23 protein-coding genes and 1 pseudogene are annotated in these 24,346 nt (G+C 70.5%); 13 read left to right on the forward strand and 11 right to left on the reverse strand.

Annotated features, from left to right (window positions below):
- Positions 1-42 precede the first annotated feature (42 nt).
- The gene (locus K8940_RS21360) at positions 43-1,155 is read right to left on the reverse strand and encodes an MBL fold metallo-hydrolase (protein WP_223392052.1); all 1,113 of its coding nucleotides are present in this window, start codon (positions 1,153-1,155) and stop codon (positions 43-45) included.
- Between the two features lie 154 nt (positions 1,156-1,309).
- On the opposite strand from K8940_RS21360, the gene K8940_RS21365 reads away from it, so the two are divergent.
- Together K8940_RS21365 and K8940_RS21370 are read left to right on the forward strand one after the other, a co-directional pair.
- Positions 1,310-2,671, forward strand: coding sequence for a hypothetical protein (locus tag K8940_RS21365; protein WP_223392053.1), 1,362 nt, complete (start codon positions 1,310-1,312; stop codon positions 2,669-2,671).
- A gap of 88 nt (positions 2,672-2,759) precedes the next feature.
- Positions 2,760-3,560, forward strand: coding sequence for an SGNH/GDSL hydrolase family protein (locus K8940_RS21370; RefSeq protein ID WP_223392054.1), 801 nt, complete (start codon positions 2,760-2,762; stop codon positions 3,558-3,560).
- 7 nt (positions 3,561-3,567) lie between these two features.
- Here the strand turns inward: K8940_RS21370 and K8940_RS21375 are convergent, their stop codons facing one another.
- Complete coding sequence (locus K8940_RS21375; protein WP_223392055.1) at positions 3,568-5,109, reverse strand: acetolactate synthase large subunit; 1,542 nt, start codon at positions 5,107-5,109, stop codon at positions 3,568-3,570.
- Between the two features lie 128 nt (positions 5,110-5,237).
- On the opposite strand from K8940_RS21375, the gene K8940_RS21380 reads away from it, so the two are divergent.
- Positions 5,238-5,879: a lysoplasmalogenase gene (locus K8940_RS21380; RefSeq protein ID WP_317847013.1), complete on the forward strand. Its 642-nt coding sequence runs from the start codon at positions 5,238-5,240 to the stop codon at positions 5,877-5,879.
- Here K8940_RS21380 and K8940_RS21385 read toward each other — a convergent pair.
- Positions 5,866-7,671 (reverse strand): feruloyl-CoA synthase, encoded by a 1,806-nt coding sequence (locus K8940_RS21385; protein WP_223395944.1) that lies wholly within the window; start codon positions 7,669-7,671, stop codon positions 5,866-5,868. The genes K8940_RS21380 and K8940_RS21385 overlap by 14 nt on opposite strands.
- Positions 7,672-8,259: 588 nt before the next feature.
- Positions 8,260-8,339 (reverse strand): annotated as a pseudogene (locus K8940_RS23970) (hypothetical protein); the annotation flags it as partial.
- A 144-nt stretch (positions 8,340-8,483) separates the two neighbouring features.
- Here K8940_RS23970 and K8940_RS21390 point away from each other — a divergent pair.
- Together K8940_RS21390 and K8940_RS21395 are read left to right on the forward strand one after the other, a co-directional pair.
- Positions 8,484-8,834 (forward strand): YciI family protein, encoded by a 351-nt coding sequence (locus K8940_RS21390; protein ID WP_223392056.1) that lies wholly within the window; start codon positions 8,484-8,486, stop codon positions 8,832-8,834.
- Between the two features lie 14 nt (positions 8,835-8,848).
- Complete coding sequence (locus K8940_RS21395) at positions 8,849-10,063, forward strand: RNA polymerase sigma factor (protein WP_223395946.1); 1,215 nt, start codon at positions 8,849-8,851, stop codon at positions 10,061-10,063.
- Here K8940_RS21395 and K8940_RS21400 read toward each other — a convergent pair.
- Together K8940_RS21400 and K8940_RS21405 are read right to left on the reverse strand one after the other, a co-directional pair.
- Positions 10,060-11,394, reverse strand: coding sequence for a dihydroorotase (locus tag K8940_RS21400; protein WP_223392057.1), 1,335 nt, complete (start codon positions 11,392-11,394; stop codon positions 10,060-10,062). The genes K8940_RS21395 and K8940_RS21400 overlap by 4 nt on opposite strands.
- Positions 11,395-11,528: 134 nt before the next feature.
- Positions 11,529-12,734, reverse strand: a complete 1,206-nt coding sequence (locus tag K8940_RS21405) for a glycosyltransferase family 9 protein (RefSeq protein WP_223392058.1) — start codon at positions 12,732-12,734, stop codon at positions 11,529-11,531.
- A 110-nt stretch (positions 12,735-12,844) separates the two neighbouring features.
- On the opposite strand from K8940_RS21405, the gene K8940_RS21410 reads away from it, so the two are divergent.
- The 3 genes from K8940_RS21410 (at position 12,845) to K8940_RS21420 (ending at position 15,414) form a co-directional block, all read left to right on the forward strand.
- Positions 12,845-13,648, forward strand: coding sequence for a YgfZ/GcvT domain-containing protein (locus K8940_RS21410; RefSeq protein WP_223392059.1), 804 nt, complete (start codon positions 12,845-12,847; stop codon positions 13,646-13,648).
- A gap of 52 nt (positions 13,649-13,700) precedes the next feature.
- The gene (locus tag K8940_RS21415) at positions 13,701-14,291 is read left to right on the forward strand and encodes a DNA-3-methyladenine glycosylase I (RefSeq protein WP_223392060.1); all 591 of its coding nucleotides are present in this window, start codon (positions 13,701-13,703) and stop codon (positions 14,289-14,291) included.
- A gap of 91 nt (positions 14,292-14,382) precedes the next feature.
- Positions 14,383-15,414, forward strand: a complete 1,032-nt coding sequence (locus tag K8940_RS21420) for an alpha/beta fold hydrolase (protein ID WP_223392061.1) — start codon at positions 14,383-14,385, stop codon at positions 15,412-15,414.
- Here K8940_RS21420 and K8940_RS21425 read toward each other — a convergent pair.
- From K8940_RS21425 to K8940_RS21435, 3 genes are read right to left on the reverse strand one after another with little or no spacing between them, the layout of a single operon-like run.
- Positions 15,411-15,980, reverse strand: coding sequence for a hypothetical protein (locus tag K8940_RS21425; RefSeq protein WP_223392062.1), 570 nt, complete (start codon positions 15,978-15,980; stop codon positions 15,411-15,413). The genes K8940_RS21420 and K8940_RS21425 overlap by 4 nt on opposite strands.
- A 54-nt stretch (positions 15,981-16,034) precedes the next feature.
- Positions 16,035-16,931 carry a family 16 glycosylhydrolase gene (locus tag K8940_RS21430; RefSeq protein WP_223392063.1) on the reverse strand — a complete coding sequence of 299 codons (897 nt, stop codon included), beginning with the start codon at positions 16,929-16,931 and terminating at the stop codon, positions 16,035-16,037.
- A 38-nt stretch (positions 16,932-16,969) separates the two neighbouring features.
- On the reverse strand, positions 16,970-18,973 hold the full coding sequence (locus tag K8940_RS21435; RefSeq protein ID WP_223392064.1) for an acyltransferase family protein: 2,004 nt from the start codon (positions 18,971-18,973) through the stop codon (positions 16,970-16,972).
- A 125-nt stretch (positions 18,974-19,098) separates the two neighbouring features.
- Here K8940_RS21435 and K8940_RS21440 point away from each other — a divergent pair, with 125 nt between their 5' ends.
- Both K8940_RS21440 and ccrM read left to right on the forward strand, forming a co-directional pair.
- A complete protein-coding gene (locus tag K8940_RS21440) occupies positions 19,099-19,737 on the forward strand; it encodes a ribonuclease HII (protein WP_223392065.1) in 639 nt (212 codons plus the stop codon).
- A 137-nt stretch (positions 19,738-19,874) separates the two neighbouring features.
- A complete protein-coding gene (gene ccrM, locus K8940_RS21445) occupies positions 19,875-20,951 on the forward strand; it encodes an adenine-specific DNA-methyltransferase CcrM (RefSeq protein ID WP_223392066.1) in 1,077 nt (358 codons plus the stop codon).
- Here the strand turns inward: ccrM and K8940_RS21450 are convergent.
- Positions 20,948-21,337 carry a VOC family protein gene (locus tag K8940_RS21450; protein WP_223392067.1) on the reverse strand — a complete coding sequence of 130 codons (390 nt, stop codon included), beginning with the start codon at positions 21,335-21,337 and terminating at the stop codon, positions 20,948-20,950. The genes ccrM and K8940_RS21450 overlap by 4 nt on opposite strands.
- A gap of 11 nt (positions 21,338-21,348) precedes the next feature.
- On the reverse strand, positions 21,349-22,416 hold the full coding sequence (gene mutY / locus K8940_RS21455) for an A/G-specific adenine glycosylase (protein ID WP_223392068.1): 1,068 nt from the start codon (positions 22,414-22,416) through the stop codon (positions 21,349-21,351).
- A gap of 46 nt (positions 22,417-22,462) precedes the next feature.
- On the opposite strand from mutY, the gene K8940_RS21460 reads away from it, so the two are divergent.
- From K8940_RS21460 to K8940_RS21470, 3 genes are all read left to right on the forward strand, one after another.
- The gene (locus K8940_RS21460; protein WP_223392069.1) at positions 22,463-23,002 is read left to right on the forward strand and encodes a DUF721 domain-containing protein; all 540 of its coding nucleotides are present in this window, start codon (positions 22,463-22,465) and stop codon (positions 23,000-23,002) included.
- A 113-nt stretch (positions 23,003-23,115) separates the two neighbouring features.
- Positions 23,116-23,730: a DsbA family protein gene (locus K8940_RS21465; RefSeq protein WP_223392070.1), complete on the forward strand. Its 615-nt coding sequence runs from the start codon at positions 23,116-23,118 to the stop codon at positions 23,728-23,730.
- Complete coding sequence (locus K8940_RS21470; RefSeq protein WP_223392071.1) at positions 23,730-24,335, forward strand: thioredoxin domain-containing protein; 606 nt, start codon at positions 23,730-23,732, stop codon at positions 24,333-24,335. The genes K8940_RS21465 and K8940_RS21470 overlap by 1 nt, the downstream gene beginning before the upstream one ends.
- Positions 24,336-24,346: the final 11 nt, after the last annotated feature.

A 24,346-nucleotide genomic window follows, 5' to 3' on the forward strand; every position in this document is an offset into this window, starting at 1 on the left:
AGCCAGCCTATATTTCGCATACGAAATGTCAAACGGCCGTTTCTAGTCTGGACTAGAAATCTCACCGTCGGAAAACGCGCGGTACCAGGCCACGCCCTCGGCATCGAGCTCGCGCCGGATTCTGCCCCGCCGGATCAGGCAGTTGAGGTGAGCGAGCGCCTCGCCCGTGGCCATGCCCAGAAGATCGGACCCGATCGGCCGCGCGAACAAGGCCCCGAACGTGTCGACCACCCGCTTGGGCTCGGCCAGCTTCTTTTCCAGGCGCGAAAGGCCCCGCTCGTGCCCCGAGATCAGGCCGTCGATGCGTGTGTGCAGCCCTTCGAATGGATCGTTGTGGGCCGGCAGCACGATCACCTCGTCGGGCACGGTCGCCTTGACCTTGGCCAGCGACCGCAGCCAGTCGCTCAAGGGATCCGCGTCGGGTTCGGTCGGGAACACCGAGACGTTGGACGAGATGCGCGGCAGCACCTGGTCGCCTGAAATGAAGACGTTCAGCTCGGGCGCCCACAGGCAGGCGTGGTCGGGCGAGTGCCCCTGACCCGTCACCACCCGCCAGGTCCGGCCGCCGATCTCGAAATCCTCGCCGTCGGACAGCCGCCGATAGCTGTCGGGCAGGGCGTAGATCGCCTTGCCGAAGCCGCCGAAGCGGGCCTTGTAGTTCTCGATCGCGTCCTCGTCCCAGCCGGCGGCGTGGAAGAACTTCACCCCGTCCTCGGGGGCCTCGCGGCCGGTGTCGGCCACCAGCATGCGGCACTGGAAGTATTCCAGCCGCGTCATCCAGAGCCGGCAGTCGAACTTGCGAGTCAGCCAGCCCGCCAGGCCGATATGGTCGGGATGCAGGTGCGTAACGATTACCCGGGTGACCGGCTTGCCGCCCAGGGCGCCCGTGAACGCCGCCCGCCAGGCCTGGCTGGTCTCGCGGGTCTGGACGCCGGTGTCGACGATCGCCCAGCCCTCGCCGTCGGCGATGGCCCAGACATTGATGAACTGCAGCGATCCGCCCAGCGGCATCCGCAGCCACAGGACGCCGGGCGCGACCTCGACGGCCTCGCCCGAGCCCTGCTCCGGCGCGGTCTCGAACGGATAGACTAGACGCCCTTTTCGGGGTTCCTGAGTCTCGCCGGGCGCCTCGCCCTCTTCGAATCCGTCGCGCATTCCGTCCCCTTCACGCCCCGTTCAACCGACGCTTGTCCTTGATCCAACCCATTTTTTGCGCTCGGAGCCAGTCATCATCGCGCCTAGGTCGGACGGTATCTTGACCCCTGATACAAGCACGCGCTTATGTCCGCGCGAGGAATTCACCCAGGAGATGTTTCCCATGAAGCGTTTCGCGATCGGCCTGTCGGCCGCCCTCGCGGTCGCCATTCTCGTGCCGGCCGCCGTCATTTCGGCGCCGAAGGAAGAGAAGGGCAAGCCCGCCGCTGTCGACGCCAAGGCGCGCGAGGCGGGCATGAAGGAAGCCCCGGCCCTGATCCAGGCCAGCGGCGCCGGTTGCACGGTTTCGGACGCCCGCTTCATCGGCGAGGACAAGAAGGCTGGCGCCAAGTATTTCGAAGTCGCCTGTAACGAAGGCATGGGCTTCGCGCTGATCGCCAAGAAGGACGTGGCTCCGCAGGTCTACACCTGCCTGGAATCGAGCCAGCCGGGTCCCGACGGCAAGGTCGGCGGTCTGGCCTGTATCCTGCCCGGCAACGCCAACCCGGGCGCTGGCCTGGCCCCCTTCGTCCAGAAGGCCGGCGTGACCTGCGATATCGAAAACACCCGCGCCATCGGCTCGGGCGCCAAGAACTCGTACTTCGAAGTCGCCTGTAAGGGCGGCAGCGGCTACGTCGTCCAGACGGTCTCGCCGCTGAACATCAGCGGCGAAGTCACCGTCAACAGCTGCCTGCTGTACGAGGAAGGCGCCAATGTCAGCTGCAAGCTGACCAACCGTCAGACCCAGCTGCAGATCGTCGACACGCTGAACACCGCGGCGGCCTCGGCCGGCACGACCTGCGCCATCAAGGACAAGCGCTACATCCTCAGCACCAAGGCCGACAACTATTACGAAGTGTCGTGCCAGGACGGTAAGGGCTACGTCTACCAGCAGACCGCGACGACGGGCGCCTTCGCCCGCGCCATCCCCTGCGCCCAGGCCGGCTTCGTCGGCGGCGGCTGCACCATGACCGACGCGGTCGCGGCCCAGACCGAACAGGCCGGCTTCTACAGCAAGCTGGCGGCCAAGGCCGGTTTCCCCTGCGACGTCGAGAAGTACGGCATGCTGCCGACCAACGACCCGAAGAAGGAAATCGTCGAGCTGAAGTGCAAGAACAGCGACGCCGGCGCCATCGCCGTGTTCACCGCCACCGGCGGCACGGTCTATGACTGCCTGACGGCCGAGCTGAACGGCTTCCGCTGCTCCTTCACCAAGAAGGACACCCAGTACGCTCGCCTGACCAAGGACCTGGTCGGCTTCAACAAGGCCTCGTGCACCGTGTCGGACGCTCGCGTCATCGGCGCGACCGACACCGAGGGCTTCGTCGAAGTGGCCTGCTCGGACGGCCTGCCGGGCTGGGTGCTGGGCTATCCGACCGGCGTCGCCAAGCCGGCCGCCAAGGAGTTCCTCTCCTGCGTCCAGGCCAAGGGCATCGGCGGCGGCTGCAAGCTGCCGACCAACAAGGTCAAGGGCTGATCCCAGTCCTGATCCGATCTGAAGAAGCCCGCCCGGAGCGATCCGGGCGGGCTTTCTTTTTGCACGAGCCCCTGGATAAGTTCGGGCCATGCTTCGAACGCTGACCCTCGCCTTCGCCCTGCTCGCCTCGACCGCCCAGGCCCAATCGCTCGCCGGCGGACGCTATGTCTCGATGGGCAGCTCATACGCCGCCGGCCTGGGCGTCCCGCCGTACCAGGACGGGGCGCCGGCGCGCTGTACGCGATCGACCCGCAACTACGCCAGCCAGCTGGCGGCCAGGCGCGGCCTAACCCTGGTCGATGTCGGCTGCAGCGGGGCGCGGACCTCGGCGATCCTCCAGCCGTGGGGCGAGCTGCCGGCCCAGATCGATGCGGTGACCGCCGATACGGCCCTGGTCACCGTCACCATCGGCGGCAACGACATCGGCCTGGTCGGCGGCCTCTACGGCGCGTCGTGCCGCCAGCGGGGCGAGGCCAGCTGCGCGCCGGCGACCACGCCGACCGAGGCGGACTACGCCGCGCTGAAGACCGCCATGGCCAGCGTCGTCGCCGCGGTCCGCGAACGGGCGCCGAAAGCCCGGATCGTGCTGGTCGAGTATCCGGCGATCCTGCCGCCCCAGGGCGCATGCGCCGCCACGCCGCTGACCGAGGCGGACGCCGACGCCGCCCGGACCAAGGCCGCGCGCCTGCTGTCGATCACGCGGGAGGCGGCCGCCGCCGGCGGAGCGAGCGTGATCGCCGCCGCCGAGTTCAGCCGAGGCCACGACGCCTGCGCGGTCGAGCCGTGGATGAACGGCTATCCGGCCCCGCCCGGCGGCGCGCCCTATCACCCGAACCTGGCGGCCATGACCGCCATCGCCGAGGCGCTGGACGCGGCCCTGCCGCGCTAGTTCCTGTCTAGTTCAGGGCCGCCTCGATCAGGCGCGGTCCTGGCGTGGCCATGGCGCGGGCGAAGGCCGCGTCGAAGGCCTCGGCCGTCTCGGCGCGCTCGGCGGCCATGCCCATGCCTTGCGCGACCGAGACCCAGTCGATGCGCGGGTCGCCCAGGTCCAGCAGCCGCGAAGCCGCCGGTCCCGGATTGCCCGCGCCGGTGCGGGAAAGCTCGATGCCCAGAATGCGGTAGGCGTGGTTGGCGAAGACGACGACGGTGACGTCCAGCTTCTCGCGGACGATCGTCCACAGGCCCTGCACCGTGTACATCCCCGCCCCGTCGCCGGTCAGGGCCAGCACCTTGCGGTCCGGGCAGGCCACGGCCGCGCCGATCGCCAGCGGGATCCCCTGGCCTATCGCGCCGCCGGTCAGGGACAGCCAGTCGTGGGCCCGGGCGGCGCGGGTCTGGGTGAAGATCGGCAGACCGGCCGTCACCGCGTCGTCCGAGATCACCGTGTCCGCCGGCATGTGTCGCGCCACCGCGGCGCCGATCGCCCAGGCGTCCAGGCGGCCCGTCGGCGCCTCGGGCGGGGCGTAGGCCTCGACCGCCCCCGCCGCCGGCGCCCCGACCGCGTCGGCCAGGGCGTTCAGGGCCGCCGCCGCATCGACCTCGCGGCCGCACAGGGTCTCGACCGAGCAGCCTTCGGGCACGAGCACGCTGGGCCGATCGGGATAGGCGAAGAAGGCGACCGGCCGCTGGGTGGCGACCAACGCCATCAGGTCGACGCCCTCCAGGTCCTTCAGCGCCTGCTCGGCGAAATAGGGCAGCTTGTCGGGCCGGAAGCGGCCCTCGCCCCGCGCCTGGCGGGCGGTGAAGGTGTCGGTGATCACCCGCACGCCATGGGCGGCCAGGCGTCCGGCGGCCGCCAGCGCGGCCTCGCCGCAAGCGCCCGAGCCCAGCAGCAGCACCGGCTTGCTGGCGAAGGACAGCGCCTTGGCGACGGCCTCGACGGCGGCCTTGTCGGGCGCTTCGAAGGTCGGCGGCGTCACCACCGGGCCCTTCACCGTGGCCTCGTTCCAGGCCGCGTCAGCCGGCAGGACCAGGCAGGCGTTGCCGCCGGGCGTCCCGTAGCTGGCGACGATGGCCTCGGCGGTCAGCGGGCCGACGCTGTCGGCGCTTTCGGCCGACTTGACCCAAACCGAATTGGGCGCGGCCAGGGCGGCGATGTCGCTGTTCAGCGGGGCGTCAAAGCCGCGGTGATAGGTGGCGTGGTCGCCGATGACATTGACGATGGGGGTGTAGGCCCTGCGGGCGTTGTGCAGATTGGCCGCGCCGTTGGCGTAGCCCGGGCCCAGATGCAGCAGGGTGCAGGCGGGCTTGCCGGCCATGCGGCCATAGCCGTCGGCGGCGCCGGTAGCCACGCCCTCGAACAGGCACAGCACCGAGCGCATGCGCGGTTCGCGGTCCAGGGCCGAGACGAACTGCATCTCGCTGGTGCCCGGATTGGCGAAGCAGGCGGTCACTCCATTGTCGGCCAGGGTCGTGATCAGGGCGTCCGCGCCGTTCATGGTCTTCTCCGTACCGCCAGGTGATCCTTGCCTCTTGTCTCCGACATTTCGGCATTGGCCTCAACACGATTGCGCCCAGAGCAACACTCGTCGCAGTCTGAGCGAAAGAATCGGGGAGAAAACGCGCCATGAAGGTGATGAGCCCGGCCGCGCGCTGGACGCTGTTCGCATCGGCGATCGCCGGCGTCAGCTATGTCGCGACCTGGGGCCTGGACCTGCCGCCGATGGTCGAGACGGCTTGGAAGGGCGCCGGCGTCGCCCTGCTGGCGATCCACGCGGTGATCCGGGCCAGGAGCCTGGACGGCTGGCTGCTGGTCGCCGTCATGGCCCTGGGCGCGGCCGGCGACGTGCTGCTGGAGACCCATGGCCTGACGGTGGGAGCGTTTGCCTTCCTGCTGGGTCACGTCGTCGCCGTCGCGCTGTATCTGCGCCATCGGCGGCGCGCGTCGCTGCGGCCGTTGTTCCTGATCCCGGCGGTGACGGCGATCGCCTGGATGCTGCCGCACGACCGCGCCGCTGCGCCGGGCATAGCCGTCTACAGCGTCTTCCTCTCGGCCATGGCCGCCGCGGCCCTGAACAGCGACTTCTCGCTCCGCACGGTCGGCCGCGGCGCGCTGATGTTCGTGCTGTCGGACCTGCTGATCTTCGCCCGCCTCGGGCCGCTGCCCGACACCCTGGCGACCGGCCTGGCGGTATGGGGGCTCTACTATTTCGGCCAGATGCTGATCTGCGTGGGCGTGGGCCAGAGGCTCGAACCTAAAATCGCATGACCCCGGCGTCGGGCGTCTCGGCGAACAGCCGCGCCAGCGCGTCCGGTCGCCGATCGCGCGCCAGAGCCTGGTTGATATAGCCCTTGTCGGTCAGCTCGCCGCTGGCCGCGTCGGGCGCGCCGTCCAGGATCAGGGCGCGGACCACCTTGCCGCCGCCGCCCTTGGACGCGGCGTTCATCCGCGACAGGCCCTCGACGATCGCCGCCTGGACCGCCGTCCGATCCCCGCCCCTTTCGGCCGTCAGCCGCTCACAGGCCTTGGCGTCCAGGAACAGCATCAGGCCCACGCCGTCCTGTCCCTCGCCGCAGACCACCGCATCCGCGACCACGCCGCCGATCGCCGAGACCGCCGCCACCCGCAGGGCGCCGGCGGCGACGAAGGTCCCGCTGGCCAGCTTGAAGTTCTCGACCAGCCGCCCGTCAAAGACCAGGCCCGCCGCCGGGTCCTCCGGATCGGCCAGCCGCGCCGCGTCGCCCAAGCGGTAGAAGCCGTCCTCGTCGAAGGCCTGCGCGGTCGCCTCGGGCTGATCCAGATAGCCCGGCGAGACCTGCGGCCCCTTCACCCGGATCTCGAACTTGCCGCCGTCGCCGGCCGGAACCAGCTTCACCGCCGTGCCCGGCGTCGGCAGGCCGACCATGCCCGAGCGGGCGTTCAGCCAGTGGATGTTGCAGGCCGTCGGCCCGGTCTCGGTCGCGCCATAGCCGGCCGCGAAGGTGATCCGCTCGCCGACCGTGCGCGCCGCCACGGCCTGGACGCGGTCGAGGATCGACTGGGCCATGGACGCGCCGCCGTATTGCAGCACCCGGACCTTCTCGAAGAACTTGGCCGCCAGCGCGGCGTCGCGCTCCAGCTCGCCGACGAACATGGCCCAGCCGGCCGGGACCATGTTGTGATAGGTCGTGGCGATCTCCGCCAGATTCCGCACCGTCTCGGAAAAGCGGCCCGCCACCGGCTGGCCGGCGTCGATGTACAGCGTCCCGCCCCGGTGCAGCACCATGTGCAGGATGGCGTTGGCCCCCAGGCTGTGGCTCCACGGCGCGGAATTGACCAGCACCGGCGGTTCGGGATCGGCGTAGCAGGCTTGGATCTGGGCCGCGTTCAGCGCGATGTTGGCGTGGGTGCAGACCACCGCCTTGGGCCGCCCCGTCGAGCCCGAGGTCAGCAATAGCTTGGCGACGTCGTCGGGCCGCGCGACGGGGTCGACCGGATCGCTGTTCAGCAGGTCCGCGAACGCGATGTCGCCGGCGCGCGCGTTGCGACTGACCACCGTCGGCAGGCCGGCCAGGAACGGCGCGGCCAGGGCGTCGCCGAACGCCTCGGCGTCGTCGGCATAGACGGCGGCGGGCTTCAGCCGCTCGACGGCGTGCTGAAGGCGCATCAGGTCCGCGCCCTTCAGCCCGTACTGCGGCGACACCGGCGCGGCGGGCGCGCCCAGGCCCATGGCGGCATAGGCGATCAGGGCGTGGTCGACGCCGTTGCGGGCCAGGATCAGCAGCGGCCGGCCGCGCGTCAGGCCCAGGCTCGCGAGCCCGCCAGCCAGCGCCGCCACCCGGTCGAGGGCCTGGGCGTAGGTCACCGTCCGCCAACCCTCGCCGTCTCGCTCCGCCAGCCACACCCGATCCGGCGCCTCGACCGCCCAGCGCGCCAGCGGCTCGGTCACGGTCCGAACCGCGTCCGAATAGGGCATGGGATTGCGCAGGATCAGGGTGTCGCCCCGCCGCTCGACCTCCAGCGCCCGGGGCGCGTAGCGAGCGTCACGGAAGGGCGCGGTGTTGAGGGTCGATCCGTCCATGACGTCAGTTATGTCGCGGGTCATACGACTGTTCAATCGGCGCATGCCGCCGCCGCTTCACGCGGCGGCCGCTGAAGGGATGGAAAGGGACGCGGAGCGCCGGACACCGTCCGGAGGTTTGGAGAGTGATTACCGTTTCGACGAAGCCAGGACGCTCCGCGTGGCGCGTTATCCGGTGAGCCCACGAGGCGCGGGGTCTTAACCCGCTCTCACGAGAGGCCCCCGACGGGCGGGCCGGGGCGACGACCCCGGTCCCGGAACGCCCGGGCGATTTCAGCCCGGACCTGTCGCGGTCGCCGAAGCCCTCGCCGCCAGCCTTTCGTCCCGATGTTTCGGGGAGCCCGTGCTGGATCCGTCGCGAAGACGCCTTCCCGAAGGAAGACCGGCGAGCGCTTCCCGCTCGACCACCCCTGACAGCCGTCTCGATCGCCGGCCGGACGTCCCTTCCGCGCCATCAGGTGAGGAACAGTATGGGGGCGGTTCTGAACGCGGATCATTCAGCGGCGTCTAAAATCGACAAGCCGTTGATTTCGTGGGCTTCGATCTCGCGAATTCCGAGGACAGAGCGCGCTCAATCCCCATACTCGCCCCCTCCGCGCTGACGCGCTCCTCCCCCGGAGGGGGAAGAAGGACGGCGCGCGCACCTTCCGCCCCCTTTGGGGGCGGACGACCGCGAAGCGGTCAGGTGGGGGCCTGCGGCGCTGGACGGCGGCCCTCGACATTTTTCCGCGCTCGCTGTCGAATCCGCCCTAGCCGGCGCGTCTCTCAGGTCGAAGCGTCGCGATAGCCGCGCGCTCATGGGAGACGAAGCGATGCAATACGCCCTGCTGATCTACGAGAACGAAGACCTCTACCGCACGGGCGAAGGCCGGGCGTTGGACGACATCATCGCCGCCCACCAGGCCCTGGCCGGCGAGCTGGCGGCCAGGGGGATCCTGAAGGGCGGCTCGGGTCTGAAGACCGCCGACACCGCCACCACGGTGCGCAAGACCGGCGGCCAGCACGCCTTGCACGACGGCCCCTATGCCGAGGCGCGCGAACAGCTGGGCGGCTTCTACCTGGTCGAGGTTCCGGACCTGGACGCGGCCCTGGCCATCGCCCGGCGCGTCCCGCTGGCCGGCGACGGCGCGGTCGAGGTCCGTCCCGTCATCGACGAAGATTGAAGACGCTCGGCTCCATAGGGGCTCTCGAAGGGGTCGCGCGGGAGGCGGGCGGGCGCATCGTCGCCGCCCTGGCCGCGACCTTCCGCGACCTGGACCTGGCCGAGGAGGCCTTCGCCGAAGCCTGCGCGCGGGCGGCGGCCGTCTGGCCGTCGGCCCCGCCCCTGGACCCGGCCGCTTGGCTCTACGCCACGGCGCGGCGCCAGGCCCTGGACATGATCCGTAAGCGGAACGTTCGCCAGCGCCTGGCGCCGGACGCGCCCGAGCCCGAAGCCACGACCGAGGAGGTCCTGGCCTCGGACGCACGGCTGATCCCCGACGAGCGGCTGCGGCTGATCTTCGTCTGCTGCCATCCCGCCGTCGCGCCCGAGGCCCGCGCGGCCCTGACCCTGCGGCTGGTCTGCGGCCTCACCGTCCAGGAGATCGCCCGCGCCTTCCTGATCGGCGAGCCGGCCATGTTCCAGCGCCTGACCCGCGCCAAGAGAAAGATCGCGGAGGCCGGGGTGTCGTTCGAGGTTCCCGGTCCCGAGGCCTGGCCGGAACGCGTGGAGGCCGTGCTCTCCACGCTGGAAGTGGCCTATGCCCGCGCCCACGAGGACGCTGCCGGGGCGAGCGCCCATGCCGGCTACGCCCGCGAAATGCTGGACCTGACCGCCGTCCTGGCCGACCTGCTGCCGGAGGAGCCCGAGTGCCTGGCCTTCGCCGCCCTGGTCCGGTTCGCCGAGGCTCGCCGGCCGGCGCGTCTGGACGCCGAGGGGGCGATGATCCCCCTTTCCGAGCAGGATCCCGCGTTGTGGCGCCGGCCGCTGATCCGCGACGGCGACGCCCTGCTGCGGCGGGCGGCCCGGCTGAACCGTCCCGGCCCGCGCCAGCTGCGCGCGGCCCTGCATGCCGCCTGGAGCCTGCGCCGCTCGCGGGCCGAGCCGCCGCCGTGGTCGGCGATCCTGGCGCTGTACGACCAGCTGCTAGACTGGCGCGAGGATCCGTTCGTACGCCTCAACCGCGCCGTCGCCCTGGCCGAGGTCGCTGGTCCGGCGGCAGCGCTGGCCGAGGTCGCGGCGCTGGACACGGCGAAGCTGGCGGACTTCCAGCCCTATCACGCGGTGCGCGCCGACCTGCTGGCGCGGCTGGGTCGGCGGGACGCGGCGCGAGCGGCCTATGACCGGGCGATCGACCTGGCGCCGGGGCCGGCCGAGCGGCTGTGGCTGCTGCGCAAGCGAAGCGAACTCTAGCCCGCCAGCGTCTCCAGGAACCGCACCGGCTCGCCGCGCCCTTCGGCGACGATCTCGTCGTCGCGCATGACCACGATCCCGCGCACGATGGTGGCCTTGGGCCAGGCCTTGGCCTCGAAGCCGTCGAACGGGGTCCAGCCCGAGCGGGTGGCCATCCAGTCGTGGGTGATGGTCCGGCGGGCCTTCATGTCGACGATGGTGAAGTCGGCGTCGAAGCCTTCGGCGATGCGGCCCTTGTCGGCCAGGCCGAACACGCGGTTGACGCCATGGCTGGTCAGGTCGACGAAGCGCTCCAGGCTGAGCTTTCCGTCGACCACGTGGGTCAGCATGATCGGCACCAGGGTCTGGACGCCCGGCATGCCCGAGGGCGAGGCCGGATAGGGCCGGGCCTTCTCCTCGCGGGTGTGGGGGGCGTGGTCGCTGCCCAGCACGTCGGCGATGCCGGCCTCGATCCCGCGCCAGACGCCGGCGACATGGTCGGCCGAGCGGATCGGGGGGTTCATCTGGGCGAAGCCCTTCAGGCGCTCATAGGCCTCGGGGGCGACCAGGGTCAGGTGTTGGGGCGTGACCTCGACGCTGGCGACGTCCTTGTTTTGGGCCAGGAAGTCGATCTCTTCCTTGGTGGTCACGTGCAGCACATGAATACGCTTGCCCAGGGTCTTGGCGATGCGGACCAGGCGATGGGTCGACTGCAGGGCGGCCTGGGCGTCGCGCACCTCGGGGTGGCTGGTCCAGTCGCCGGGACGGGCGAGCGAGCGGCGCTCGGCCAGCCGGTACTCGTCCTCGGAGTGGAAGGCCGCGCGGCGGTTGACGTGGCGCAGCACGTTCTCGACGCCCTCGTCGTCCTGCACCAGCAGGCTGCCAGTCGAGGCGCCCATGAACACCTTGATGCCGCAGCAGCCCGGCAGGCGCTCCAGCTCGCCCAGGAAGGTGGCGTTCTCGTGGGTGCCGCCGACATAGAAGGCGTGGTCGGTGTGCATGCGGTTCTTGGCGCGCGAGAGCTTGTCGGCCAGGGCGTCCGGATCCGTCGTGGTCGGCTCGGTGTTGGGCATCTCGAAGACGGCGACCACGCCGCCCAGGGCCGCGCCGCGCGAACCGCTCTCCAGATCTTCCTTCCACTCCAGGCCCGGCTCGCGGAAGTGGACCTGACTGTCGATCACGCCGGGCAGCACGGTCAGACCCGTGGCGTCGAACACCTCGCCGGCGCTGGCCTGAGAGAGATCGCCGATGGCGACGATCTTGCCGTTCCGCACGCCGATGTCGGTGATCCCGCGCCCCGCGTGGTTCACCACCTCGCCGCCACGCACGATCAGGTCGAAGGTCTGGGTCATGGCGCGGCTCCTCGCGAGGGGGTTTGCGCGGTCGTAGGAGCCCCGCACACACACCGCAACAACTATCCGCTCATCCCCGCGAAAGCGGGGACCCAAGCGGCGCCAACGGGATCAATCGCGCGAGCCTGTCTCGCTCAGCTTGGGTCCCCGCTTTCGCGGGGATGAGCGGTGGTGGGGGCCGTGGCTTCGAGTTCACGGTCCTCGGCCAGCGCCTCCTCGACGACGGCGTCCTCGGATGAGATCTCCGCTGGCGCGACAACCGACTCGATCGCGATGTCCTCGGCGGGAGGCGCTTCCTCAACCCCGGCGGCTTCCTCGGCGAGGACCTCCTCGACCACCGCCGCTTCGGGCGAGATCTCGGCGCTGGGCTCCGTGCGGGCCAGCAGCGCCTTGGCCGCCCTGACCACCGTCGCCACCGGCAGGTCGCTCATGTGGCGGATGGCCTGGGACAGGTCCGGATCGATGGCCATGAACTGGTCGAAGGTGCGGGGGCCGCGCACGGCCTCGGCCTTGTCGCCCCACGGGCCGTAGCGCCGCTCGTCGGATGGGCCGAACAGGCCGATGGTCGGCGCGCCGGCGGCGGCGGCGATGTGCATCAGGCCCGAGTCGTTGCCGATGAACAGCCGCGCCCGGCGCAGGCAGGCATAGGCGGTCAGCAGGTCGACCTTGCCGGTCAGGTCGATGGTGCGACCGCGCGCCGAGGCCATGCGCAGTTCCTCGACCATGCGGGTGTCTTCCGGTCCGCCCAGGATCAGCAGGCGGCCGCCGGCCATCGGGCCGTCCTTGTCCAGCAGCTGGGCCGCCGTCTGGGTGAAGCGCTCGATCGGCCAGACCTTGCCGATCCAGTTCGAGGCCGGGCCCATGGCCAGGATCGGCCCGCCGTCGCCCAGGAGCTCGTCGGCCAGGGCCTGGACCTCGGGCGTGATGTAGAGATAGGGCGCGGGCGGATCGCCCTCGAGCTTCAGGGTGCGGGCGGCGTCGACCACCTTGTGCGTCACGTCGCCGGGCAGCTTCTTCCAGATCGCCCGCTTCTCGCGGCGCAGGAAGAGGGCCGTGGCGCTGCCGCGCAGGTCGACGACCAGGCTCCACTTCTTGTGACGCACCTGGCGCCAGAGCTTGAACCAGTGGCCCTTGCCCTTCCCCTTGGCCTTTTCCATCACGATCACGCGGTCCAGGCCCGGCACGTGGGCGAACAGCGGCGCGGCCAGGGGACCGGCGACGATGGTGAAGCGCGCGTTGGGGATTTGATCAGAGAGAAGTTTGATCAGGCCGGACGACAGCACCGCATCGCCGATGCGGGTGGCCGTGATGAAGAGAATCGGGAAGGCCCGCTGTGTCATCGGTCCATCTATAGGCCGGTCGGTGAGTCGGCGCATCCCACGTTAACGGTTGAGCTTTCCGTCTTTTCAAGGACTGGCGCGATCGTCGCCTCGGCGCCACATCTGCGGGCATGAGTACGCCGTCCACCGCCCATCTGACTTCCCGCGCCATCATCGCCGTGTCCGGTCCGGACTGGCGGAGCTTCCTGCAAGGCCTGCTGACCCAGGACGTCGAGACCCTGGCGCCCGGCGAGCTGCGCTTCGCGGCCCTGCTGACGCCGCAGGGCAAGCTGCTCTACGACCTGTTCGTGGCGGGAACCCAGGATGGCGCGCTGCTGGACGTGGCGACCGAGCACCGGGCCGCGATCCTGACGCGGCTGACCATGTACCGGCTGCGGGCCAAGGTGACGCTGGAGGCCAGCGACCTGCCGGTCTTCGCCGTGTTCGGCGACGAGGTCTCGGGCGAGGGGCTCTACGTCGATCCGCGCCTGCCGGGCCTGGGCGCGCGGGCCTATGGCGAGCGCCAGGCCAACGCCCCCGAAATCCTTGGCGAAGACGCCTACGAGGCGCACCGCCTGGCCCTGGGCGTGCCCGGCCCCGCCGACTGGGGCAGCGAGGCGAACTATCCGATCGAGGCGAACTACGACCTGACGGCCGGCATCGACTTCAAGAAGGGCTGCTTCGTCGGCCAGGAGACGACCAGCCGAATGAAGCGGCGCGGCGTGATCAAGAACCGCATGCTGCCGATCACCTTCGATGGCCCGCCGCCCGCCTTCGGCGCCGAGGTGCTGGCCGGGACCTTGCGCGCCGGCGAGGTGCTGAGCGGCCGCGACGGCCGGGCCATGGCCCTGCTGCGCCTGGACCGCATCGAGGACGCCGAGCTGACCGTGGACGGCCGGCCGGTCCGCGTCGACCGCCCGGAATGGCTCGCCTAGCCCCGCGCCAGAGGGGACTTTCGTTCTCGAAAAGTTCTGCTAGCGTCACCGCATGACCGAGCACACGCGCTGCACCTGGAAGGGCATGAACGGCGACCCGTTCTACGAGGCCTATCACGACCACGAATGGGGGGTGCCCGAGTGGGACAGCCGCGCCCTCTGGGAGAAGCTCGTCCTGGACGGGTTCCAGGCCGGCCTGTCGTGGATCACCATCCTGCGCAAGCGCGAGGCCTTCCGCGCCGCCTTCGCCGGCTTCGATCCCGAGAAGGTCGCCCGCTTCGATGAGACCGACCGCGCCCGGCTGATGGCCGACGCCGGCATCATCCGCTCGAACGGCAAGATCGACGCGGCCATCTCGGGCGCGCGGATCTATCTGGACATGCGAGAGCGCGGCGAGGACTTCGGGGCGTTCCTGTGGGACATGGTCGGCGGCGCGCCGATCCAGAACCAGTGGCGCGCCGGCGAGGTGCCGGCCCAGACCCCGCTGGCCGTCGACATGGCCAAGGCCCTGAAGGCCAAGGGCTTCAAGTTCTGCGGCCCGGTGATCGTCTACGCCTTCATGCAGGCCACGGGCCTGGTCAACGACCACCTGACCACCTGCTTCCGCCACGCGGAGTGTCGCGCGATGGGTCACCATCACTGAAAGACGATTGTCCGCATCCCTTCCCTGATTAAGCTTGACCGGGGACCGGCGGGTCGAGCGGGGAAGCAACGACGTGATGAGGGGGAAAGGTTTGGCGCGGCTCGTCCTCGCCGCGGCCTGCGCGGCTGGGAGCGCGCGGGCCCAGGTCGTTCAGGACGTGCCCGTTGTGGCGGCCATGAGCGCTTATGTCGAACCCTCGGGCCTGGTGGAGGTCGCGCCTGGCCGCCGTATCCATATCCGCTGCCAGGGAACCGGCGCGCCAACGGTCATCTTCACGGCCGGTCTCGGCGCCTGGTCAGGGTCGTGGGCCCTGGTCCAGCCTCAGGTGGCCAAGATCACCCAGACCTGCGCGTGGGATCGCGCCGGGTTCGGTCTCAGCGACGGGGACGAGACGGCCGCCCAGACGGCGTCGCGCACCACCGATGATCTCGAGCGAGCGCTCAAGGCGGCGGGGGTTCCCGGCCCCTATGTCATGGTGGGGCACTCGGCCGGCACGCACGAGACCCTGACCTTCGTCGACCGCCACCGCGACCTGGTCGCCGGCGTGGTCCTCGTCGATCCCGTGCGTCCGCATGACATGGCCCGCGAAGCCGCCGCCGGCCCTAAGGCGGCCGCCCTTGACCGCGCCTATTATGCCGGTGAGACGAAGCGCCTGCGCGACTGCGCCAGAGGGATCGAGACCGGTGCGGTGAAGGCGGGGACGCCAGGCGCGCCTTGCTTCCAGTACTTCCCGGAGATCCCGCCTGACGCCCAGGCCGTACTGGCCCGGCGCGACGCCGAACCCGCCCGGCTGCGGACCCAGGCGTCGCTGTTCGAGGAATACGAGCCGAACGGCGAAAGGGTCGTTCGAGACGACCGCGACTATGGCGACCTGCCGCTGATCGTGGTCAGCGCCGACCCCGCCAAGGTCAGCGGCCTCTGGCCCGAGGCGGCCAAGGACGAGCATGCCGCCCTCATCGCCGACTGGGTCGGCAGCCACCTCGAGCTCAAGGCCCTGTCGCGCCGCGGCGAGCGCCGGATCGCCGACGGCGCCGGTCATCTGGTGCAGGTGCAAAATCCCCAGGCCGTGATCGACGCGGTGCTTGATGTGGTCAAGGCCGCCCGGACCGACCGCCGGCGCTAGGGGCTCGTCGCAACGACCTCGGCGCCGACGACCGCGCAGTCCCAGCGCGACCAGGAGGCCTCGACCCGGCCCGCGTCGATCGCCGCGAAGATCAGCTTGCCGCCCGCCGGCACGACCTGGTCGATGGTGGTCGAGACGCTTCCCGCCACCACGTCGCCGCGCAGCAGGCGGCAGGTCAGGCGCGGGTCGCCGATCGGCAGGCCCGAGGTGTTGATCAGTCCGCCGGTCAGCAGCACGGCGCCGGGCTTGCCGCCCACCGCCTCGCCCCGATCGGCCTTCACCCGGTCCAGGATCAGGTAGCGTTGCGGATCGGCGCGGACCAGGGCCGGGTCGGGCAGGGTCGCGCCGACGATCGGGGCGGGTTTCGGCTTGGGCGGCGGCGTGTCGTCTGGCCGGGTCACGGCCGTCAGGACCGCGCCGCCGATGAACACCAAGACGAAGACGCTCAGCGCCCGGATCGGCGTGGCCACGATCGGCCAATCGGCCTTGGGCCGGAACACGAGGACGAACGCCACGGCCGAGGCGATCAGCCACAGCAGCGGCACGGCGTTGGTCAGCAGCGTCATGGACGATCCCCCGGCCCGTTCCTCTAGAGCGAGCGGGGCCATGGTTCCAGACCTTTAGGGCCGCTGGCTGACCCGCACCCAGTCGACCTCCATGGTCGCCGGCAGCGCGGCCTCGTCGATCCCCTTGGCGTTGGCCCCCTCGGGCCAGCGGCCGCCGAAGGCCAGGTTCAGGATCAAGTGGAACGGCTGGTCGAACGGCGACGGGCCCTCGGGCCCATTCTCGACCTTCAAGTCGTCGCGCTTCCAGTCGGCGGCCTTGGCCTTCGCGTACTGATGTCCGTCCACGAACCAGGTGATCGCCTCGGGCGTCCACTCGACGGCGTAGACGTGGAAGCCGTCCGCGGAGGCCGGCATCGGCGTGCTGGCGTTGACCTGCTTGTGCGTCCCGGCCGCGTCGCCGGCGAAGTGGATCGTGCCGAACACCCGGTTCTCGCGCCCGCCCTCGCAGACGTCACAGGGCGCGCCCAGGTTCACCGTCTCGAGGATGTCGATCTCGCCCGATTTGGGCCAGCCGCCATAGGTCGACAGCTCGGGCATCATCCAGATCGCCGGCCACACGCCCTGGCCGCCGGGGACGCGGGCGCGGGCCTCGACGCGACCGTACAGCCAGCTGGCCTTGCCCTGGGTCAGGATCTTGCCCGAGGCGTAGTCGCCCGTCTTCATCGGCCCGGTCGGACCGGCCCAGGGATTGGCCAACCCTCGGGTCTTGCGCTTGACCGCCGTCAGCCGCAGCACCCCATCCTTGACCGACACGGTCTCGGGACCGACGGCGTAGCACTGGCGCTCGTCATTGCCCCCGCCGCCGCAGTCGGCGGCGTAGGTCCATTTGGTCTCGTCCAGCCGGTCGCCGTCGAACTCGTCCGACCACACCAGCTTCCAGCCGTCCCGGGCATGGGCCGGGACCGAGGTCAGCAGCAACAGGGTCGCGGCGGCGATCGTCTTGAAGCTCATGCGGCCATCTAGACCGCCCGGCGCCGAAACCCCAAGCGTCAGCGCGGCGAATGCTCCAGCGCGGCCCAGCCCGCGTCCAGCCACGCCGGCGCCAGCCGCCGCGCGCCCGAGGCGCTGAGATGGTCGTCGTCGAAATAGATCGTCCGGCCGTCCAGCATCGCCGCACAGCGCCCGCTCCGGCACAGGGTCTCGGACGGGAACACCGCCGCCACGCCCTCGCGATCCTGGATGGCGGCGCGGATCTCGTCCTCGGCCGGACCGGCGCGCGACAGCGGCAGGTCGGCGGCGACGCTGGCGCAGACCTCGGGCCGGCCGCCCACCTGCCGGACCTGGGCCAGGCATTCCGGCGCGCCCAGGGTCAGCTCCGGGAACGGCCCGACGATCAGCACCCGGACGTGCGGATTGCGCCGCTTGATCGCGTCCAGCGTGGCCTTCAGCGACGCGGTCAGCGACGGCCTGTAACCCGGCCGCCCCGCCGCCTCGACGCTCACGCGGGGCGAGTTGACGTCGTAGAACGGCGGCGCGCCGCGATAGAGCGGCCAGCGACCGGACAGGATCACCAGCTTCAGCCGCCTGTCCGAGGCGATCCGGGCCAGGGCGTGGTCGGCGGTCGGGGCGCAGTCCAAAGCGAAACGGGCGGTGATCCGGACCTTCAGCCCCACCATCGGCGGACAGCCGCTGCGCGCCGTCTCGCGCACGCTCCAGCCGCGCCGCTCGGCCCAGGCGACCACGCCCGGCGTCAGGGCGTCGGCGTGGGAGTCGCCCCAGACCATGACGTCCTCGCCCGGCGCGGCCAGCCCGGCCCCGAAGCGGCATTCGTCGCCCTGGCCGTGCTCTTCCAGGCAGGCCTCGCGGGCCGGATTGACGTCGGTCTCCTCCAGGTCGGCCAGGGCCTTGGCGGCGGGCGACAGCCGTCCCGGCAGGCCGTGACTAAAGAACAGCAGGGCGCCCACGGCGATCGGCGCGAGCAGCGGTAGGAGCATCACACCCAGGCGCCGCCAGGGGCGCTCCACCGATCCCCGCCGGAACGGCTGCTCGACGAAACGCCAGGTCAGGACCGCCAGCGCCAGGGACAGGGCGACGAGGCCCAGCCGCTGGGGCACATTCAGCGGCTGCTGGGCGATGTCGGCGGCCAGGACCAGCAGCGGCCAGTGCCAGAGGTACAGGGAATAGGAGATCCGCCCCAGGCCGACGACCGGCCCGAGACGCAGCGGGGCCGCGCCGGGCGCCGCGTCCGTCCCGCTCCAGATCAGCAGCGCCGCGCCCAGGCAGGCCGGAACCGCCGACAGGCCGGGAAAGGCGCTGGTCTCGTTCAGCAGCGCCAGGCTGCCGACGATCATCAGCCCGCCGATGACGCCGGCCAGGTTGGCCGTACCGCAGGTCTCGGGCGGCCGCGCCAGACCCAGGGCCAGGACGCCGCCGGCCAGGAACTCCCAGGCTCGCATCGGCAGGCCGAAGAAGGCCCAGACCGCCGAACCGCGCCCGACCATGACCTGGGCCAGCAGCAGCGATCCCAGCAGCAGGACCAGCGCCAGGCCGGGCCGGAGGGCGCGCCAACGCCTGAGCGACAGCAGCGCGATCAGGGCCGGCCAGACCAGGTAGAACTGCTCCTCGACGCCCAGCGACCAAAGGTGCAGCAGCGGGTTCTGCTGCGGTCCCGGCGCGAAATAGCCGGGGGTCTGGGCGAACAGGATATTGGCCAGGAACAGCCCCGAGGCCGCCGTCGCCGCGCCGGTCTGGGCCAGCAGCCTGGGCATCTCGATCCAGGCGGCCAGGGCGGCCGTGGCCAGCACCACCAGGACATAGGCCGGAACGATCCGCCGCGCCCGGCGCAGGTAGAAGCCGCCCCACGAGAACGTCCCCGCGTCCCGCGCCTGGGCGATCAGCCGGGTGATCAGATAGCCCGAGATGACGAAGAACACGTCCACGCCCACGAAGCCGCCGGGCAGCAGGGTCGGAAAGGCGTGGTGGATGACGATGGCCGCCACCGCCACGGCTCGCAGGCCGTCGACGTCGCGCCGATAGTCCGACTGGATGGTCATGCCGCCCCTCGAATTACACCCGTAATCAAGTGAGCCGGGCGACGTGGCGTCGTCAAGGGAGATAATTACGTCCGTAAACTTTGATGATTCTTCCCCGCCTCGCCGAAGCGGCCTAAACAGCGGCCATGCGGTCCGGACCCGACATGATGCTGGAGCTGGCCTGCGGACAGGGGCCTGTCTGCGGGGTGGACGAGGCCGGGCGCGGCCCGTGGGCCGGACCGGTCAGCGCCGGCGCGGTGATCCTGGATCCCGACCGCGTGCCCAAGGGGCTGAACGACTCCAAGAAACTCTCGGCCAAAGCCCGCGCGGCCCTGGAGGAGGAGATCAAGGCCGTCGCCATCGCCTGGTGCGTCGGCATGGCCTCGATCGAGGAGATCGCGCAGCTCAACATCCTGCACGCCGCCGGCCTGGCCATGCGCCGGGCGGTCGAGGGCCTGCACGTGACGCCGGCCTTCGCCCTGGTCGACGGCAACTACGCCTTCAAGCTGCCGTGCGCGGTCAAGACCGTGGTCAAGGGCGACGCCCTGTCGTGCTCGATCGCCGCCGCCTCGATCCTGGCCAAGGAGGCCCGCGACCGGATCATGGTCGAGATGGACGCGGTCTATCCCGGCTACGGCTTCGCCGGTCACAAGGGCTATCACGCGCCGATCCATGTCGAGGGCCTGCGGCGTCTCGGCCCCTCGCCCATCCATCGCCTGGGCTGGGCCCCGGTCAAGGCCGCGCTCGCGGGCGAACTGGTCCTGAACGAAGAGCTAGATCTTTGATCGCTCACAAGTTTTGAGTCCGACCAGACTCAAATAGTCGCTCCCGGGTCGAGTTAACCCGCCGGTAACCACGTCCATACACACCGCGTTTACCAGTAAGACTCATGATTCCGCTCTATTTCTTGAGGATCGGGACCATGAAGTTCGGGCCGGAAACCATCATCCTGGGCGATTGCATCGAGCAGATGAACGCCCTGCCGGAGAAGTCGGTCGACCTGATCTTCGCCGATCCGCCGTACAATCTGCAGCTGGGCGGCGACCTGCTGCGTCCCGACAATTCCAAGGTCGACGCGGTCGACGACCACTGGGACCAGTTCGAGAGCTTCGCCGCCTACGACAAGTTCACCCGCGAGTGGCTGAAGGCCGCCCGCCGTGTCCTGAAGGACGACGGCGCGATCTGGGTGATCGGCAGCTACCACAACATCTTCCGCGTCGGCGTCGCCATCCAGGACCTGGGCTTCTGGATCCTGAACGACATCGTCTGGCGCAAGTCCAACCCGATGCCGAATTTCAAGGGCACCCGCTTCGCCAACGCCCACGAGACCCTGATCTGGGCCTCCAAGAGCCAGAACGCCAAGCGCTACACCTTCAACTACGACGCCCTGAAGATGGCCAATGACGAGGTGCAGATGCGCTCGGACTGGACCATCCCGCTGTGCACCGGCGAGGAGCGCATCAAGGGCGCCGACGGCCAGAAGGCGCACCCGACCCAGAAGCCCGAAGCCCTGCTCTACCGCGTGATCCTGTCGACCACGAAGCCGGGCGACGTGATCTTGGACCCGTTCTTCGGCGTCGGCACCACCGGCGCGGCCGCCAAGCGCCTGGGTCGCAAGTTCATCGGCATCGAGCGCGAGGCCGAGTACCTGGCCCACGCCAAGGAACGCATCGCCAAGGTCGTGCCGATCGCGCCGGAAGACCTGGACGTCATGGGCTCGAAGAAGGCCGAGCCGCGCGTGCCGTTCGGCACCATCGTCGAGGCCGGCCTGCTGTCGCCGGGCGACACCCTCTACTGCGCCAAGGGCTCGCACATGGCCAAGGTGCGTCCGGACGGCTCGATCACGGTCGGCGACCTGTCGGGCTCGATCCACAAGATCGGCGCCCTGGTCCAATCGGCCCCGGCCTGCAACGGCTGGACCTACTGGCACTTCAAGACCGACGCCGGCCTGGCCCCCATCGACGTCCTGCGGGCCCAGGTCCGCGCGGGGATGAACTAGACCTCGGGACCGTCCTCGTAGAATTCCAACGGCAAGCCGTCCGGGTCCTGGAAGAAGGTGAACCGGCGGTCGGTGTATTCGTCGATCCGCACCGGCTCCACCGCGATCCCCAGGTCCGTCAGCCGCGCGACCTCAGCGTCCAGGTCGGGCACGGCGAACGCCAGGTGGCGCAGGCCGGCGGCCTCCGGATAGCTGGGCCGGGGCGGCGGCGACGGGAACGAGAACAGCTCGATCTGGGCGTTGCCGGCGTCCAGGTCGCATTTCCAGGAAGCCCGCGCCTCGCGATAGACCTCGCGGATCACCCGGAAGCCCAGGACCTCGACATAGAACCGCCGGGACCGGTCATAGTCCGAGCAGATGATCGCGACATGGTGGATGCGGGGCATGGTCCTGCCTATCAGATCAGCCGCTCGGCCGCCCGCGCCGCCTTCAGGAACACGCTGGGCAGGGCGGAGAGCCCTTCGCGCGGGGTCCAGACGAAGTCGGCGCGGTCCTCGTCCGCCCGCGCCACGAACACCCGCAGGGTCAGGGAGAAGTGCGTGAAGACGTGCTCCACGGCCCCGAAGTCGCGCCAGGGGGCCGGGACCGGGGCGGCGACCACGGCTTCGGCGTCCGAGAACGGCTCGGCCCGCCAGTCGCTGGTCGGCAGGCCCAGCATGCCGCCCAGGAGCCCCTTGGGCGGGCGGCGGACCAGGGCCACCGCGTCGCCGCGCGTCAGGACATAGGCGACGCCGTGGCGGCGGGGGCGATCGGCCTTCCTGGTCTTTCTCGGATAGGTCTCCGGCGCGCCCGTGGCGTAGGCTGCGCACCAGGCCGCGATCGGGCAGCGGTCGCACAGCGGGGCCTTGGGCTTGCAGACCGTGGCCCCCAGGTCCATCAGCGCCTGGGCCCAGTCGCCGGGGCGTTCGTCGCCGACCAGCTCGCCAGCCAGGGCCTTCAGCTCGGGCTTGGCGTCGGGCAGCGGCGTCTCGACGGCGAACAGCCGCGCCATCACCCGCTCGACATTGCCATCGACCACATTGGCGGCGCGGTCGAAGGCGATGGCCGCGACGGCGGCGGCGGTGTAGGCGCCTACGCCCGGCAGGGCCCGCAGGCCCTCCTCGGTGTCCGGAAACACCCCGCCGTGCTCGCCGGCCACCGCGCGGGCGCAGGCCAGCAGGTTGCGGGCCCGGGCGTAGTAGCCCAGCCCGGCCCAGGCGGCCATCAGCTCGCCGTCCTCGACGGCCGCCAGGTCCGACACCGTCGGCCACCGCTGGGTGAAGCCGATGAAATAGGGCGTGGCGTGCGGCACGGTGGTCTGCTGCAGCATCACCTCCGACAGCCAGACGCGGTAGGGATCGCCGCGCACGCCGGCGCGGCGGTCGGCGGGCGAGACGCGCCAGGCCAGGTCGCGGGCCTGGCGGTCGTACCAGGCCAGCAGGGCCGCGCGGACCGCTTCCCGGTCAGGAGGAGAACTGGCTTTCATGTCCCTCGCCTACCGCGAAGACCGGGCGTCGTGCTAGCCTTCGTCCATGCGCCGCCCCCTGCCCACGCCGGAAGAAGCCCTCGCGATCCTGCGCAAGAAGCGTACGCGCCCCCAGTTCCGCTCGCCGCCGCCCGCCGGCAAGAACCTGGCGCCGCTGCTGAAGGAGCTCGAGGAGCGCTTCGGCAAGGGCCCGGCCGTCCTGCAGGCCCGCTGGCGCGAGATCGTCGGCGACACCCTGGCCCGCCGCACCGAGCCCGTCCGCATCATCAAGGGCCGCAACGGCGAGGGCGGCGCGCTGGAGCTGCGCGTCGACGGCCCGGTCGCCTCGCTGATCCAGCACCAGGCCCCGCAGATCACCGCGCGCCTGGACATGCTGCTGGGCAAGGGCGTGGTCACCCGCCTGCGCATCGTCCAGGGCCCCGTGAAGGCCGCCGCCGCGCCGGTCGCCCAGCGTTCGCGCCGCAAGCCGCCGCTGGACGCCGCCCTCGAGAAGCAGTTGGCCGACAGCCTGGCCGAGCAGCCCGAGGGCAAGCTGAAACAGGCGCTGCTGAAGCTGGGTCGCGGGGTGCTGCAGTCGGAGCGCTGAGCCGGTTGACAAGCGCGGCGCGCTCAAGCTCTTGAGCCGTCACGGTTGCGCCTCTTTCACGCCCTAGCGAGAATCGGGCTTAACTTCCCAATCGACCGCCGAAGGGCCAATTCATGCGTTCGCTGATCACCCGCCTCACCCTCGTCGCCGCCCTCGCGGCCAGCCTCGCCGCCTGCGGTCCCAAGGGGGCCAAGGTCACCGCCGAGGACATGAGCATGGGCAACCCCAGCGCCAAGGTCACGGTGGTCGAGTACGCCTCGGTCGCCTGCCCGCACTGCGCCAAGTGGAACGCCGAGGTCTTCCCGGCCTTCAAGGCCAAGTACATCGACACCGGCAAGATCAACTACGTCGCCCGCGAGGCCCTGACCGGCGAGCCGACCCTGGCCAACGCCGGCGCCATGCTGGCCCGCTGCGCCGGCAAGGATAAGTACTTCCAGGTGACCGACGCCCTCTACAAGGCCCAGACCAGCATCTTCCAGACCGGCGACATCCGGGGCGAACTGCTGATCATCGCCCGGTCGGCCGGCATGAGCGAGGACCAGTTCAACAGCTGCCTCAGCGACGAGAACGCCGCCAAGTCGGCCGAGCGCATCGAAAAGCAGATGAAGGCCGACAAGATCCAGGGCACGCCCACCTTCATCGTCAACGGCAAGAAGGTCGGCGGCGAAGAAGGCGGCGAAGCCACCCTGGCCCAGCTGGACGCCGCCATCGCGGAAGCCTCGAAGTAATGACCCTGGACCGGCGCGCGCTGATCGTTTCCGGCCTGGCTGTGGCGGCCAGCGCCTCGGCTGCGCGCGCCGCGACGCTGCCGCCGGTTCCCGGCGAGATGGTGCTGGGCTCGCCCAAGGCGCCGGTGCAGCTGGTGGTCTACGCCTCGGCCAGCTGTCCGCACTGCGCCCACTGGTGGACGACCGTGCAGCCGCAGGTCCGCAAGGCCTATGTCGACACCGGCAAGGTGCGCCTGGTCTTCCGCGAGTTCCTGACCCCGCCGGAAGAGTTCGCGGCGGCCGGCTTCATCCTGTCGCGCCGCGTGCCGGGCAAATACTTCGACGTGCTGACCACGGTCTTCCAGAAGCAGAAAGAGATCTACGACAGCGGCCAGCTCTATGAAGGGCTGGAGGCGATCGCCAAGCAGTACGGACTGACCGCCGACCAGTTCAAGGCGGCCATGAACGACGCCGCCGCCCTGAAGGCGGTCAACGACCGCAACGCCAAGGCGATCGACGACGGCGTCGAGGGCACGCCGACCTTCTTCGTCAACGGCGCGCCGATCACCGGCGAGATCGACTTCGCCGCCATGTCCAAGGCCTTCGCCACCGCGGCGAAGGGCTAAAGGACCGAGGG

The sequence above is a fragment of the Caulobacter segnis genome, assembly GCF_019931575.1.
Lineage (GTDB): Bacteria > Pseudomonadota > Alphaproteobacteria > Caulobacterales > Caulobacteraceae > Caulobacter > Caulobacter segnis_C.

Bases quoted from the DNA above. Each gene is read 5' to 3' on its own strand.
- K8940_RS21430 (WP_223392063.1), bottom strand. From the start codon at position 16,931: ATGAGCTTCAAGACGATCGCCGCCGCGACCCTGTTGCTGCTGACCTCG.
- K8940_RS21400 (WP_223392057.1), bottom strand. From the start codon at position 11,394: ATGACCCAGACCTTCGACCTGATCGTGCGTGGCGGCGAGGTGGTGAAC.
- K8940_RS21360 (WP_223392052.1), bottom strand. From the start codon at position 1,155: ATGCGCGACGGATTCGAAGAGGGCGAGGCGCCCGGCGAGACTCAGGAA.
- K8940_RS21365 (WP_223392053.1), top strand. From the start codon at position 1,310: ATGTTTCCCATGAAGCGTTTCGCGATCGGCCTGTCGGCCGCCCTCGCG.
- K8940_RS21380 (WP_317847013.1), top strand. From the start codon at position 5,238: ATGAAGGTGATGAGCCCGGCCGCGCGCTGGACGCTGTTCGCATCGGCG.
- K8940_RS21435 (WP_223392064.1), bottom strand. From the start codon at position 18,973: ATGACCATCCAGTCGGACTATCGGCGCGACGTCGACGGCCTGCGAGCC.
- K8940_RS21440 (WP_223392065.1), top strand. From the start codon at position 19,099: ATGCGGTCCGGACCCGACATGATGCTGGAGCTGGCCTGCGGACAGGGG.
- K8940_RS21385 (WP_223395944.1), bottom strand. From the start codon at position 7,671: ATGGACGGATCGACCCTCAACACCGCGCCCTTCCGTGACGCTCGCTAC.
- K8940_RS21465 (WP_223392070.1), top strand. From the start codon at position 23,116: ATGCGTTCGCTGATCACCCGCCTCACCCTCGTCGCCGCCCTCGCGGCC.
- K8940_RS21390 (WP_223392056.1), top strand. From the start codon at position 8,484: ATGCAATACGCCCTGCTGATCTACGAGAACGAAGACCTCTACCGCACG.
- K8940_RS21410 (WP_223392059.1), top strand. From the start codon at position 12,845: ATGAGTACGCCGTCCACCGCCCATCTGACTTCCCGCGCCATCATCGCC.
- mutY (WP_223392068.1), bottom strand. From the start codon at position 22,416: ATGAAAGCCAGTTCTCCTCCTGACCGGGAAGCGGTCCGCGCGGCCCTG.
- K8940_RS21460 (WP_223392069.1), top strand. From the start codon at position 22,463: ATGCGCCGCCCCCTGCCCACGCCGGAAGAAGCCCTCGCGATCCTGCGC.
- K8940_RS21470 (WP_223392071.1), top strand. From the start codon at position 23,730: ATGACCCTGGACCGGCGCGCGCTGATCGTTTCCGGCCTGGCTGTGGCG.
- ccrM (WP_223392066.1), top strand. From the start codon at position 19,875: ATGAAGTTCGGGCCGGAAACCATCATCCTGGGCGATTGCATCGAGCAG.
- K8940_RS21370 (WP_223392054.1), top strand. From the start codon at position 2,760: ATGCTTCGAACGCTGACCCTCGCCTTCGCCCTGCTCGCCTCGACCGCC.
- K8940_RS21405 (WP_223392058.1), bottom strand. From the start codon at position 12,734: ATGACACAGCGGGCCTTCCCGATTCTCTTCATCACGGCCACCCGCATC.
- K8940_RS21425 (WP_223392062.1), bottom strand. From the start codon at position 15,980: ATGACGCTGCTGACCAACGCCGTGCCGCTGCTGTGGCTGATCGCCTCG.
- K8940_RS21415 (WP_223392060.1), top strand. From the start codon at position 13,701: ATGACCGAGCACACGCGCTGCACCTGGAAGGGCATGAACGGCGACCCG.
- K8940_RS21450 (WP_223392067.1), bottom strand. From the start codon at position 21,337: ATGCCCCGCATCCACCATGTCGCGATCATCTGCTCGGACTATGACCGG.
- K8940_RS21375 (WP_223392055.1), bottom strand. From the start codon at position 5,109: ATGAACGGCGCGGACGCCCTGATCACGACCCTGGCCGACAATGGAGTG.